Origin of the sequence: Granulicatella sp. WM01 (assembly GCF_004570605.1) — a bacterium.
In the GTDB taxonomy this organism is placed as follows: domain Bacteria; phylum Bacillota; class Bacilli; order Lactobacillales; family Aerococcaceae; genus WM01.
Genome location: NZ_SPPB01000019.1, coordinates 1 through 14,357 on the forward strand (window position 1 = coordinate 1; position 14,357 = coordinate 14,357).

Here is a 14,357-nt window from a genome sequence, read left to right on the forward strand (position 1 = left end):
CACACAAAAGCGTTGGTTATTGAAGCATTTAATGGGGATATTTTCTTGAATATCGCTGACAACATTTATGCCACACGTTGTTTGTTAACACATGAAGAGCATTCAGCGGTGTTTGATTTGGGTGAGAATATAAAAAAAGAAAGACGCCAATACGTTCCACCACAATCACACCCGTGGAAACTGGCATCTTTCAAACGCTATCTCAAGAGTATTGGAAAAACTCTTGAAGAGTATCAAGACAACAAGCTTGCTTGATACTTTAATAGCATACATTATTTTGCCCTATAAGTGCAATGATTTTTTTGAAAATCATTGCACTTATAGTGGCCCACATTTTGGGACATTTTCATTTTCGATTGACACGTTTTTTTGACTAAAGAAACTGAAATCATAAGATAGCTTGATTAGAATTTTTGTCAAATGATGTTAGAGAAAAAAACTTATTTTACTTTTTTATATACAAAATGGAACTGGGAAAAAACTAAAATTTTAGCCTTTCGATTAACATTTGAAAAATTGAAAACAGCTTAGAATCAACGTTTCTGATAACGTCATTAAAGCTGTTTTTTTAAGACTTTTTCCAGTCCCATTAGCGTACATCTTAAAAGTGCACTCTTCTTTAACATCATTTAATTTATTTTTAAGTTTTTACCTAGGTTTAATATTTTTTCTCAGTCATGTTTTTTGAGAAAATGTATAATAAACATATTGATTTAATGGTTTTTCCGTTTAAATAACAGAGGCTCTTTTAAATCCAAAAGGTTTAAATAGTCTACAAATATAAATTCTCCGATTATTGTTAGTGCCAGCGTGACATAAATATCAACTGGATTATCAGCTAACGAAATCGCTAAAGCAACACTAGCGAAAACAAGTGCTACACCGTAAATAGAAACAACCGCACGTGCATGTGGCACACCCCTTAGCATAAGACGATGATGAATATGTGAACGATCTGCTTTTGTAATCGATTCTCCTTTTAATAAACGTCTAAAAATAGCAAATGTAGCATCGGTTAAAGGAACACCTAAAATAATAATCGGTGTAATGATAGCAACAATCCCTGGTTTTTGCATACCCATTAGGGCAAACACCGATACCATAAAGCCAATAAACAGTATTCCAGTATCGCCGATAAACACTCTTGCAGGATGAAAATTATGTGGTAAAAAACCTAACAACGTGGCAACGAGTAGTAAAACCATTGTGGTTAAAATAAATACACTAACTGGCGAAAAGAAATAGCTGATAAACGAAATGGCACTAAGTGCAATAATAGATACTCCCGTTGACAAACCATCTAAACCATCAATTAAATTAAAGGCATTTGTAATATAATAAATCCACACAAGTGTCACAATATAGCCAATGAGTTCCGACATCATATTTACACCAAAAAGTTGTTCAAAAACACTATAAATTTTAAAATCTGTTGTCCAATAAACAACTGACGCTCCTAAAATAATGCCTACGGATTTTTGCTTTGGCGAAATATCATATAAATCATCTAAAACACCTGTTATAAATATAATAGTTGATGCAATAAATAACGGAATTTGTTCACGAACGACCAAATCAAACGCTAGTGTAATAAATAAAATAGATAACCAATAAACTAAGAAAATAACCACTCCACCCATTGTTACAATAGGTTGGCTATGCATTTTTCGTGCATTAGGGGTATCAAAAAATCCTTTTTTCCGTGCAAATATGCACCATTGATCAATACCAATATAAGAAATAATGGTAACACCAATGAACACTAGAAAAAATCCCATTTGAAAACTCATTGGTTAATCCTCCTTTACATTTATCTCCCACTCACTTGGGATAATACCATAACAGTCTATTTTAATACTATGTTATTCCTAAAATTTATATGACTTACATATCCATTTCTCACTAACGTTATCCTACTTATTCACAAGACATTTAAAGTACTCTGTATTATACACAACCTACTCACACAATTCTATTTTAATATCTTATAGATTGCCAAATATGTTTTACTTTATCACAATATATTTAATTATGCTTTTGTCTTTAATTTTTCAATACATCTTCTCATAATATATTTACTTGCTTTTAAGGGAGCGATAATCATATACTTAATAGCACCCTTAACACTTCCAAAATGGTACAGTTCTCCTACGTTTTTTAAATATAAATTATTGCGTTCATTCAATAATTTATTATCGATAAATGGTGTTAACGGAATAGGGTTTTGTGAAATTCTAAAATCATACTGCTCATTCCACGCAACATAAACAAGCAAGCGTTCAATAGCATGTAAAATCGTATTTTGAGGTAAAGGCTCTCTTGGAATATCTTCTTGTTTAAGATTTAAATCAAATAAAGGTTTTAATGCATCATATTTAAACCACACAAATGTCCCATAACTCATAACGAATGTTTGGAACGTACCAAAATCAATCGCCTTACTCATTCCCATTTTTTGCCATAACTCATTCATTAACGGGGCCATACTATGCTCATTCCACGCATCAACGATTTTATTATAACGAAAGAAAGTAGGAATATCTGCAATCACTAGCCCTAAATCATCCTTTTCCTCTAAATGAGCCAAAATAGTATTTGCTGGCTTAATTAACATGTCAATTAGCTCTTTACGCCAAGATTCTCCAGCCCAAAAATCCGCTTCTTTAGATTTTTTCGTATGGAAATGACCAACATAATCATACTTTTGTAAATACTCCTTTAATTGAAGCATAGGAAAAACATCTCTACCAATGTTTCCTGTGACAAAAACTTGTGCTTTTTTCTCATTAGTGTCTAAAATAGCGTTAATTTGATCTACTTTTTCCTGCTTATCAGTTGTTATAAATAGGTCATATTGAAATGAAAATGCTTCGAAAGCACTCAAAAATTCTTGGAGCAAGTCGACATAAAAAACATGTAAATGAACGGCTACCTTTTTCTGATTTGAATATACCTTATCAAGTGGACGGATATATTTATGTGCCAATAAATATTTAAAGTCTGGATAATTTATTTTAGACATGTGTGATACAATCAAATCTACTGGATAATCCGTTGATTGGTCAACTTCCTGTAAAATATATGGAATAATATGTTGATTAGCATCAATTGTCTTTACTTTAATAAAAGGTACACGGTGCGTTAAAATAGCTGTCGGATTATAGTAACTAAAATCTGGATGAAGCATGTGACTAGCATCCTCTTTTGTTGTATCAAATACCGTTTGATACGTAAAACCTGCTTCTACTAAATTTGTTGTCACTTGTGTTTCATAATGATTGATAACATCTTGGACATCCACAAAATTACGCACACGCATCCAAAACTCTTGAAATACTTCAGAGCGTACAACACGTTGTGAAAAAGATAAGAAATAACTTTGAATGTGTTCTTTGAATTGACTTGTTGCTCTAAAGTTTGTCATACCCCAAAAATCAACAGTAGGATTTTGTTCAAACTCATTGAATAGGTCTGAAATATCCCAAAGAGGTCCAAAACACGTATCATTCATCAAAGTTACCGAATCATACTGCTTTAATTCTTCAAAACCCACGTGGGTCATTCCATCACGCCAAGCGGCAAAATCAAAGCCAATATTTTCACGATAAATAATATCATTGATCAAATATTTCTGTTTTAAACGGTCTTCGTCTAATTTTTCTAATGAACTATTGCTAATAAAAACAATGTTAGAAAATAGTGAACGTAATTGGCTCAATTGATATTCCACATGTGAACTAAGTTGATTAAATTTATTGAAGTGCACATACAAAAGTAAACGTTTCATTTTTTTCTCCTAAAAACATTAATCATTTTTTTTAACAGTTTTCCTACACCATGGTAAAGTCTTTTTACGATTTTTTGTTTTCGATAATGTTCTATAATATCTTTTTGTTGTTGAACTTGAATACGTAATCGTTCCAATTCTTTTAATTTCATTTTCAACTCAAAAATTTCTTGGCTAAGTACTTTAGCAACATAGTCGTCTGATTGAATGTTGTCTACACTATATGCCATATAATGTAATATCAATTCATCTCCAAATTCTTTTGGAATATCATAAATAAGTTGTGGATCTGCTTGAGGAAACATATACGCTTCTCCTATAACAACACCATTTATGAAACTCGGCAAAATAGTTGTTCCAGATAGACAACTTACTAAGCGAACATACGCATAAAAACTTGCTTGTTCAGATAAATCCACACGAATTTTTGTACAACCTTTAGGCAATTTGATGGTTATATCATCACGTTTTGCTAGTGGATATTGTACCGTATTTTCTTGTGAAAATTCTCCTGTGTCGTTTGAAAAATAAATTGTTACTTTTTCAATACCAATCTTTGCTAATCCATATTCTCTCTTTGTTAGCTCCAATTCGTACCGATTATTACGCTCCAACAAAATATCTAACATCACTCGTTTATTTCCATTAGGATATTTATCCAAATATTCCTTTTGCGTATCAAGTAGACGATTAAAACGTTGCTCTACCTTAGAAAAATCTTTAGGTCTTGAATCTGATCCTTGGTTAATCACATAACCAACCGTTGCCTCACTTAAATACGTTAAGTCTGTATATTGAAAAAGATCTAATTGCAAATTAAATGTATCATCTGATGTTTCCAAATCCAACATGCTATTAACATGTAACATCAAGTCACGCTCAACTAACCATGTAGATGCCATTGTAAATCCACGTGTTGCCAACATTTTTTCGTATGTATCTGCCAAAGAAATTGTCCCAGAGGAAAATCCCGCACGTGAAATCAACTGACCATGTTCATTATACATATCAAAATCTGTATTGCACCACTTTGAATGAGGCGTATTTTGAAGTAATGTCACTTGTTTTTCCAATTTTAATGGGTCAATCCAAAAATCATCTCCATCGCATCTGGCTATATACTTTCCTTGTGCATACTGACATACTTTTACCCATGTTTTAGCAATTCCTTGGTTTTCTTCATTATAAATTGCTCTAATCATATTTGGATATTGCTTAACATACCTTTCAATAATATGCCTTGAATTATCAGTTGAAGCATCATCAATAACTAGAATTTCAATAGGAAATGTTGTTTCTTGTGCCAAAAAACTATTAATTGTCTGGCACAACCAAGCTTCTTTATTAAATACTGTACAAATTATCGAAACAAGCGGTTCTTTTTTCATAAAATTCCTCTATCCTTATTGAAATTCCCAATGTCCATTTCTTTGGATTAGCCCGGATGCTGAATCTAAAGCGGAATAATCATCTTGTGCAATATCTGTTCTACTAATCATAATAATTGGTGTTTGTGTTGCATCAGAGAATGCCAACATTTTGCCTTCCTTATCTCGCACACTAACTTCCAATTTTACTTTTAAAGTATTCACATTTGGCAGTGAGCATTCATATACAACCTGCTTATGCCCTCTACCTTTAATTAACTTATCCATAGAATTATCGTTATAAATCCAAATATGACGATCAATATCTGTAAACGATAATGCTATATACGTTTCAATATCTTCTAATACATCAAATTCAATATTAAACCTAATCATATCTCCAGGACTTATTTGATTAGGTGTCAATAAATCTAAGCGAAAATTATCTACAAGAACAGTTTCAATCTCTGTTTGTTCACTCTCACTATGTGCTGGAATACTATTATCAAAACTGTACTGGTTAGCAACATTATTTGGATCTCCTATTGCCTTTACAAGTCCGTTTTCAATCAAGACCGCCCTATTACAATATTTTTTAACAGCACCCATATCATGCGTTACCAAAATGGTCGTTTTCCCGCTATTTTTACGCTCTAGGAAATAATCGTTACATTTTCTTTGAAAGGCTTCATCACCTACAGCCAAAACTTCATCAAGAATTAAAATATCTCCTTGTGCTTTAATAGCAACTGCAAAAGCCAATCGAACCTGCATACCACTAGAATAGTTTTTAAGTTTTTGATTCATAAATTCTCGCAGTTCAGCAAATTCAACAATATCTTCATACATGGCATCAATCTCTTCCAGAGAAAAACCAAGTAAAGCTCCATTAAGATAAACATTTTCTCGACCCGTCAACTCTGGATTAAATCCAACACCTAGCTCAATAAATGAAACAAGTTTCCCATCTAGAGTAACGCTTCCTTGTTCTGGAACATAAATTTGAGAAATGATTTTCAATAATGTTGATTTTCCCGAGCCATTTCGCCCAACTATACCAAAAAAGTCGCCTTCCTTAACTTCAAACGAAATATCTTTCAATACACATTGATCTTTGTATCCTTTTATACCTTTAAAATAATTGACCAATGTGGTGCGTAAACTGAGTGTAGATTCGATTGGTAATTTGAAACTTTTACTCACATTTTCGACTTTTACAACTGTTTTTTCTCTATTCATCATAAAATCTCCGCAAATTTTTTCGCATTTTTATTAAACATTACAAATCCTATCATAAACATCACTACAGGAATAATATACGGAATTATCACACCTATAAAATCATTCACTTGCCATACAGTCACATTGCTGGAATGAATAAGAAAGTGACGTAAATCTTGAATAATTTGTGCCATAGGATTTAATAACATGACTTGGGCAACTGAACTCCCACCCCGCTGTAAAATAAATGTAATGCTATAAATAATAGGTGTTGCATATAATCCACCTTGTAAAATAACTTCCCAAATCGGTGCAATATCTCTAAATTTAACGTAAAGAGATGCAAGTACAAGAGATATTCCAGTTGCTAATATGACTAATTCCAACAATAATGGGATAATCATCAACCACCCTAAATTAAAAGATACTCCATTAATTAAAGCAAATAATACCACAACTCCTAAATTAATAATGTAATTAATCATTGCTCCCATAACTGATGAAATAACAATAATATATTTAGAAAAATTTAACTTTCTAATCAAATCTCCTCTTGACACAATAGAATGCATGCCCATATTAGTTGCCTCAGAAAAGAAGTTCCATGTTGTCATACCTAATAATAATCCAACTGCATTATGTGGTGTGCCGTCATCAAATTTTAAAAAACGAACAAACACAATGTACATAATCCCAAATAATAATAACGGCTTTAGGATAGACCACAAATGTCCCATTACGCTCCCTTGGTAACGTAATTTAAAATCCGTTTTAATTAATTCTTGTAATAAAATTCGATTTTTTCGACTTAACAATTATATGTACCTCCTACATTTTCACACTGTTGCTAATAATGGTCTATTAATGAACAAATTGCACTCGAACTCCGTAGTATTCTAAAATAGTTAGTGTAATGGCAATTAATACAAATAGTAATGCAATATATAAAATAAATTCATTTCTTTTCTGTATTTTACACTCAGCAATCTCTATATTTGTATCTAAAAATAATGACGAGCAGTTTAACGCTACTCCCCCTAATAGTATGACACCTATTAAGTATCTTCCTTGTATACCATCAAAACGGATAGTTTCCACACTACTCCACATTAAATAAGACGTCATCAAAATGGCTCCTGTAATGCCAAGAGCTACTAATACAGCCCCAAAACGTGTTAATTTAGGTAATTTGGTTGTATATGGAAACATGAATACTATACAACTAATGAACATCAAATAAAACCAAGATAGTTTGTCCGCACCATAGGTTAACCATCCAAATGTAAATAAAGACGGAATGCGATTTGGAATAATATTAACGAGTTCCTTATAAAATTCCCGTGAAAAATGGTTAAAATGTGCCAACGTATACCGTATTTTTTCTACAGGATTTGCATCTAGCGTAACAACTGTACTGTTAATATGACTAGATTGTTTTAACCAAAAAACAGTTAAAATAGCAGCTAAAATAATTAAAACAATTCCTAGAAAATACATATATTTTTTTTCAAACTGCTTTATTGGAATGAATAACAATAAACCAATCAATAACACGTATGGTAATTTTATCGTAATCAAAATTGCACATAAAACAAAAAATATGATTAAATCTTTAACGGACACTCTTGATTTTTGTGTAAAATGACAAACTAGAGAAATGACCAAAAAAGTTAATCCATTAGCCATAGCATCTGTACTAAATGAGGCAGCTAAGTAAATACTCATCGGCATTAAACCTAATATGGCAAAAAGAACACCTAATTCTCCTGCTTTTTTTATAGCCAGCCAAATAAGACATGCATAACACAACAGATTGAAAAAACGACCTAAGAGTATTGAAACACCAACACTTTGATTAAACAAACGTGCTATAGTTATTCCTGTTACCTGTGGTAAATAAGGAACGAAAGACGAGGCATTTGTTGCATAAAGTTTCGTATTCTCGTATACTTCTGTCGACATCGGTTTAGATAGCAAATTAGTCTTATTTAATGGCTGTTTAAAATTCTCCTCAACATCAATAAAGTCTTTAGATATTTTTGCATCTTGAGTGTTTTCTGGCAAATAAACTTGCCCTTGACTAATGTATAAAGAACGAGCATAATGTGCAGTTTCATCAGGAGCGTCCATAATAGGTGTACAAAACACAAATACACATCCTGATAACACAATCATTAATCCTACTATATTATGAAATTTTCCTTTAAGTAACATTAATACGGTAAAAACCATACCCGCAAAACCTAAAATCCATTTAGGTGCTACAGAAATATTGCCATCAAAATAAAGATAGCTCATTGCTATAGTAAACCATACGCCTAATATGTGTACCCACTTTTTCTTAAAATTAGTTACAATACACGCCACACTTTTTTTAAATTTAGACATTATGATTTCCTTTTTCCACATTATAGTGCTCCTTCCATTCATTAATCTTTTCCTTTTTTCAACAATTGAAATACATTAAACCATTTTAAATGCAATATTTTCAAAATAAGCGGCATTAATCCACTTAAAGCAGAATTAATATTATTTTTATGTACACCTTTTTTCATGTATTTATTTTTATGCCACTGTTTTCCAAAATATTTTTCCATAAATAGCACAATATCTTTGAAATCTTGCTTCGTTGTTTTAGGGTATTTCAATAAACGATACGTATGGCCAATACCTAAATGCTCTAAAGCCAAATAGTGTATTTCTTCTTTATACATCTCAAATTGTTCTCCGAACAATTCAAATAGATACTCCAAAGCTGGATAAATATCAAATATTTTTTTTGAAGATGTATTCATAATTGAACCTGGTGTATTCACAATATAATGATATAGCGGAACCTGAATATACTCAATCTGTTTAGCTTGCGATGTTAAATAAGGTAAAACTGCCAAATCTTCATATAATTTCCCTTTTGGAAAACGAACATGATCATACAATGATGTTTTACAAATTCTAGTCCATGGTGCGTGTTTAAGCACAATAAAACGATTTATATTTTGGACATCAGTATCTCTATTCACTTTCAATGTTTTTATAGCTTGTCCATTATAATCACTCAATATAATATCAAAAAAAATCATATCACTTTGTTTAGATAATGACTGACTAAAATACGCTAGAAAACCCTCTGCCCAAAAATCGTCTGAATCTAAATACGTCACATACAAACTATCTTCAACTAAATCCAACCCATAATTTCGTGCATCAGCTATGCCACCATTTTCTTTGGAAAATACCTCAATACACTCATATTGCTGACTATAGCTTTCTAAAATAGCTAAAGAATTATCCGGACTTCCATCATTGACGCAGATGACACGTAGTTTAACATACTCTCGATTTTTTTGATTGACAATGCTATTTAAACAACGCTCCAAATACTGTTCAGTATTGTAAACTGGTACAATAACGGTTAAATCATATTTCATGCTATTTTCCTCTCCATTTAAACAATAATAGTATGCACCCTATTAAATAAACTATCATGACAATTAAGAAACTTAAACTGGCTCCTAAAACACCATGTTGTTTGACTAAAGACATCGTTAGTATTTTTGAAACAACAAGCATCATACCATAGACAAGTAGTAAATAATGTTGTTTTCTAAATATTGTTAATATATTTTCCGTAAATATTGCTAGGGCGTATAACACACCTGAAAACACCAAAATCATTAAGGATAGCTCATATCCAGCTAACTTAACACCAAAAACTAAACTCAAAATGGGCGTTCCAATTAAATAGGCAAGCCCTGTCGCAATAATGCCAAAACCAAATAAACTCACTGTAATGTGTCGCATTGTTTGATAAAAGACACGATAGTGTTTATCCAAGTGCAACTTCGCCATTTTTGTAATCAATGGACGAATAACCAAAATACATAAACTCATAAAAAACACAGGCATAAATAAGATATTGTAATCTCTTTGCATACCTTCTTGTAACCAGCCTTGTTTTAGTCCAGTTCCAATGACCAGTTTTGGTTCATTAAATATATAAACTAAAATAAAACCATTGACAAATAATGACATGCACGCTCTTAAAATATGCTTTGCATCCTTGAGATAGGCACCCTTAACTATATTTTTCCATTGAATAGAAATAAACGCTCGACTGGGTAAGTAATCATAACGATATACAACTATTCCATTCCATACAATTAAAGCAACTATGCTAAACACCAATGAGTTTGTCAAATAAATCATCACTAACCAAACAAACATACTCGTTCCATAACGAATAACCATTGATTTCCCTGCAATATCAAGCCTTTCATGTTGTTGAAAAAGACCTTGAAACACATCTGCAAAAGCATCCCACATACGATACAAGATGACTAAAAAGATAAACACCATATTAGCCACTGTATACTCATAGAAACTTGTCATATAAAGATACGGAATAATGCTCCCTATCATGACACATACTGTAAACAAACGTAGAGTAAAATAACTCTCAAATTGATGTGTAAATTGCACATCTGTTGCTTGATAGTTTCGTACTTGAAATAGCCCAATAACAACCCACAAATGCCCTAATGAGTATGCGATACTGAACTCATCAGCTTGATTAGCTGACAGTAAGCGTGATGTAATCATTAATAAAACAACAGAAATTGCCGCAGCAAATACATTTCCAAGTAAATTCCACAGATAGACTTGATTATTTGTTGGTTTCATTTTCTTTTTCCTTTAATGCTAATGTTTGTGCTAAATGTTTAAAACGACTATCTAATTTTGATAATTTAGCAGTTAATTGGAATTGATTCATTAACAATAAGAAAATGACAAATAGAAAAATAAAATTAACCGCCGAAGCAATCCCCAGCAGACTTGCTAACATTTCAGCTAAAACTGGAAATATACTAAAAAGTAACAATATCAGAGAAAATAAAATCCAAAAAATCGCATCTGAAATTTGGACTTGTGATTTAATGATACTTCTTAAAATAAATACTCCTGTCACTAAAGAAATACCAATTAAAATCCCTTGAAATAAAATACTCATCTTCTATTATCCTCGCTTTCTAAAATTTTGGACAATAATAATCGAAATAAACATATGCAACATATATCGAATAGACTTAGACAAGGTTAAATAACTCTCTCCTGCTTGTCGCTCCTGCATTTCCACTTGAACTTCAGCAACTTTTACACCGTTTCTAATTAAATAAGAAACGGTATCTGGTTCAGGACCATAATTAATATTTTGTGCAAATTCTTTAATCAATTCTTCATTGAACATACGCATTCCTGCTGTAGGATCCTTTATCCGTTGACCAGTTGTCCATTTTATAGCTGTACTAATTAACGTGTTTCCCAACATACGTAATGATTGCTCTTTCTTTTGTGTCACAAATCGTGATCCAATGACCAATTCATAACCTTCGTCCATTTTTTTAGATAAATCTTCTATATATTCTGGCAAATGTTGCCCATCAGCATCAAATTGAACAGCTTTTTTATATCCATGCTCGTATGCATAACGCAATCCTGTCTGAAATGCAGCAGTTAACCCTAAATTAACCGGTAAATCAACAATATTATATTGATTGTGGTGACATAATTCAGATGTATTATCTTTTGAGCCATCGTTGATAATCACATAATCATATTGCGGATAATGTTGAATTAAATTATCCACAACTTGACAAATCGACTCAGCTTCATTGTAAGCTGGAATAATGACTAGAATATCACTTTTACGCATAATTATCTCCCTAAAAATTGATTTAAGGCATCTTGCCATGTCGGAATAATAAATCCTGTTGCTTTAGCTTTACTTAAATCCATGACAGAATGTTTTGGACGGTATGCTTTTTGAACAAATTGTGTGGAATCAACCGGTAAAACTTCTACGTCCGTATCTTTTAAAATTTCCTTAGCAAATTCATACCACGAACAACTGTTATCATTTGATAAATGATATGTTCCAAATTCAGCATCACTTTCAATTAGATGAACCATAAATTCTGCTAATGTACGAGTCCATGTGGGACGACCAAATTGATCATTTACAATTGTTAACGTTTGTCTTGTCTGTGCTAGACTTTGCATAGTGTAAACAAAGTTTTTTCCAAACTCTCCAAACACCCAAGATGTACGCACAATATAATGTGTGTCAATTAACTCTCGAACAGCCTCTTCACCTTCAAATTTAGTCAATCCGTATTCATTTTTTGGATTAGGCACATCATCTACCGTATACTCTGTTGCTTTTGTCCCATCAAAAACATAATCTGTGCTAATATAAACTAATTTTGCACCAACATGATATGCAGCATTTGAGATATAACGTGTCCCTTCGACATTAATTAAACGATTTAACTCTTTCCCTTCATCTTCGGCAGCATCTACAGCAGTATAAGCGGCACAATGGTAAATAACGTCTGGATTAACTTCTGAAATAAATTGATTGACTAGCACTTCATTTGTAATATCCATCTCTGAAACATCTGCTGCGACAAAATCTATTTTTTTCTCTAATAATAACTTTTGTAATTCCTTACCTAATTGTCCATTTGCTCCTGTAATTAAAACCGTCATGATTTATCCTCCATTATAAGTTATCTTTTTTTCTTTTTCGCTTTCTTACTTGCTTTTTTCATCATTTGTTTCATGGCAAGTTTACCTAATTTCCCTTTGATCCCTGTTCCCATTAGATTTTCTAGTCCACTCATATTCCCTTTAGACATTTGATTCATCATTTTACGTGATTCATTAAACTGCTTAATCATACGGTTAACTTGCATTAGAGTTTGTCCGCTACCTTTAGCAATTCTTTTTCGTCGACTTTGAGATAATAGATCTGGGTTTTCTCTTTCAGCAGGGGTCATAGACAATATAATAGCTTTCATGTGTGCCATATCTTTTGGATCCACTTTGACTTTATCAATTCCCGGCATATTACTAATACCTGGAATCATTTTTAATAAATCTTCTAATGGACCCATATTTGCCATTTGATCCATTTGCGCAATAAAGTCATTAAAGTTAAATGTATTCTCACGTATTTTAGCTGCCATTTTTTCAGCTTCTTTTTCATCGAACTCTTGTTTGGCACGCTCAATTAACGTCATCATATCACCCATACCAAGAATGCGAGATGCCATACGCTCAGGATAGAAAGGCTCTATATTGTCTAATTTTTCGCCTTGTCCAGTAAATTTGATAGGTTTTCCAGTAATCTGACGGATAGACAGTGCTGCTCCCCCACGTGTATCTCCATCTAGTTTTGTAATCACAACACCCGTAATATCAAGTCTATCATTAAAGGCTTGAGCAACATTGACAGCATCTTGACCAGTCATTGCATCAACCACTAATAAAATTTCTGTTGGATTTGTTGCTGCTTTAATATTCTCTAATTCACTCATCAATTCTTCATTAACATGCAAACGACCAGCCGTATCAATAATCACTAAATCTCGCCCATCTAAAATGGCTTTATCTACTGCTTGTTTTGCAATATCAACCGGACTAAGTGTATCACCCAAAGAAAATACTGGCATATCTAATTGATTTCCAATCGTTTTTAACTGCTCAATAGCTGCGGGACGATAAATATCTCCTGCAACCAATAGAGGTCGTTTATGATGATGCTTTTTCAAATAATTCGCCAATTTTCCAACAGTAGTTGTTTTACCTGCCCCTTGTAGACCTACCATCATCACAACAGTAGGTGGTTTCACTGAAAATTGGAATGGAACTTGCTCTGTTCCCATTAAAATTGTTAACTCTTCATTTACAATATCAACAACTTGTTGGGCTGGAGAAAGTGCCTCAATAACATTTGCACCTAAAGCCCTCTCATTCACTTTTTTTACGAACTCTTTAACTACTTTAAAGTTTACGTCAGCTTCTAATAACGCCAAACGCACTTCACGCATCATTTCTTTTAAATCTGCTTCTGTTATTTTCCCCTTACGTCCTAGGCGTTTCACTGCCCCTTGTAAACGACTTGATAACCCTTCAAAAGCCAT

The 14,357-nt window shown here is 32.5% G+C and carries 12 protein-coding genes and 1 pseudogene; 1 reads left to right on the forward strand and 12 read right to left on the reverse strand.

Annotation, left to right across the window (positions count from 1 at the left end):
- A pseudogene (locus tag E4T68_RS03940) lies at positions 1 to 255 on the forward strand (ISNCY family transposase); the annotation flags it as partial.
- A gap of 458 nt (positions 256 to 713) precedes the next feature.
- Here E4T68_RS03940 and E4T68_RS03945 read toward each other — a convergent pair.
- The 12 genes from E4T68_RS03945 to ffh form a co-directional block, all read right to left on the reverse strand.
- Positions 714 to 1,790 (reverse strand): MraY family glycosyltransferase, encoded by a 1,077-nt coding sequence (locus E4T68_RS03945; protein ID WP_135124342.1) that lies wholly within the window; start codon positions 1,788 to 1,790, stop codon positions 714 to 716.
- Positions 1,791 to 2,029: 239 nt separating this feature from the next.
- Entirely contained in the window at positions 2,030 to 3,787 is a 1,758-nt protein-coding gene (locus tag E4T68_RS03950) for a rhamnan synthesis F family protein (protein WP_135124344.1), read from the reverse strand.
- Positions 3,784 to 5,175: a glycosyltransferase family 2 protein gene (locus tag E4T68_RS03955; protein WP_135124346.1), complete on the reverse strand. Its 1,392-nt coding sequence runs from the start codon at positions 5,173 to 5,175 to the stop codon at positions 3,784 to 3,786. The genes E4T68_RS03950 and E4T68_RS03955 overlap by 4 nt, the downstream gene beginning before the upstream one ends.
- Positions 5,176 to 5,190: 15 nt before the next feature.
- Entirely contained in the window at positions 5,191 to 6,393 is a 1,203-nt protein-coding gene (locus E4T68_RS03960; protein WP_135124348.1) for an ABC transporter ATP-binding protein, read from the reverse strand.
- Positions 6,393 to 7,190, reverse strand: coding sequence for an ABC transporter permease (locus E4T68_RS03965; protein WP_135124350.1), 798 nt, complete (start codon positions 7,188 to 7,190; stop codon positions 6,393 to 6,395). The genes E4T68_RS03960 and E4T68_RS03965 overlap by 1 nt, the downstream gene beginning before the upstream one ends.
- A 46-nt stretch (positions 7,191 to 7,236) precedes the next feature.
- Positions 7,237 to 8,763, reverse strand: coding sequence for a DUF2142 domain-containing protein (locus E4T68_RS03970; protein ID WP_167753802.1), 1,527 nt, complete (start codon positions 8,761 to 8,763; stop codon positions 7,237 to 7,239).
- Positions 8,764 to 8,804: 41 nt separating this feature from the next.
- Entirely contained in the window at positions 8,805 to 9,803 is a 999-nt protein-coding gene (locus E4T68_RS03975; RefSeq protein WP_135124354.1) for a glycosyltransferase family 2 protein, read from the reverse strand.
- A 1-nt stretch (position 9,804) separates the two neighbouring features.
- On the reverse strand, positions 9,805 to 11,055 hold the full coding sequence (locus tag E4T68_RS03980; RefSeq protein WP_135124356.1) for a lipopolysaccharide biosynthesis protein: 1,251 nt from the start codon (positions 11,053 to 11,055) through the stop codon (positions 9,805 to 9,807).
- Positions 11,039 to 11,383: a DUF2304 domain-containing protein gene (locus tag E4T68_RS03985; RefSeq protein ID WP_135124358.1), complete on the reverse strand. Its 345-nt coding sequence runs from the start codon at positions 11,381 to 11,383 to the stop codon at positions 11,039 to 11,041. Before E4T68_RS03985 ends, E4T68_RS03980 begins: the two co-directional genes overlap by 17 nt.
- Positions 11,384 to 11,389: 6 nt before the next feature.
- Positions 11,390 to 12,085, reverse strand: coding sequence for a glycosyltransferase family 2 protein (locus E4T68_RS03990; RefSeq protein ID WP_135124360.1), 696 nt, complete (start codon positions 12,083 to 12,085; stop codon positions 11,390 to 11,392).
- A 2-nt stretch (positions 12,086 to 12,087) separates the two neighbouring features.
- A complete protein-coding gene (gene rfbD / locus E4T68_RS03995) occupies positions 12,088 to 12,921 on the reverse strand; it encodes a dTDP-4-dehydrorhamnose reductase (RefSeq protein WP_135124362.1) in 834 nt (277 codons plus the stop codon).
- A 20-nt stretch (positions 12,922 to 12,941) separates the two neighbouring features.
- Positions 12,942 to 14,357 carry a signal recognition particle protein gene (ffh, locus tag E4T68_RS04000; RefSeq protein ID WP_135124364.1) on the reverse strand — a complete coding sequence of 472 codons (1,416 nt, stop codon included), beginning with the start codon at positions 14,355 to 14,357 and terminating at the stop codon, positions 12,942 to 12,944.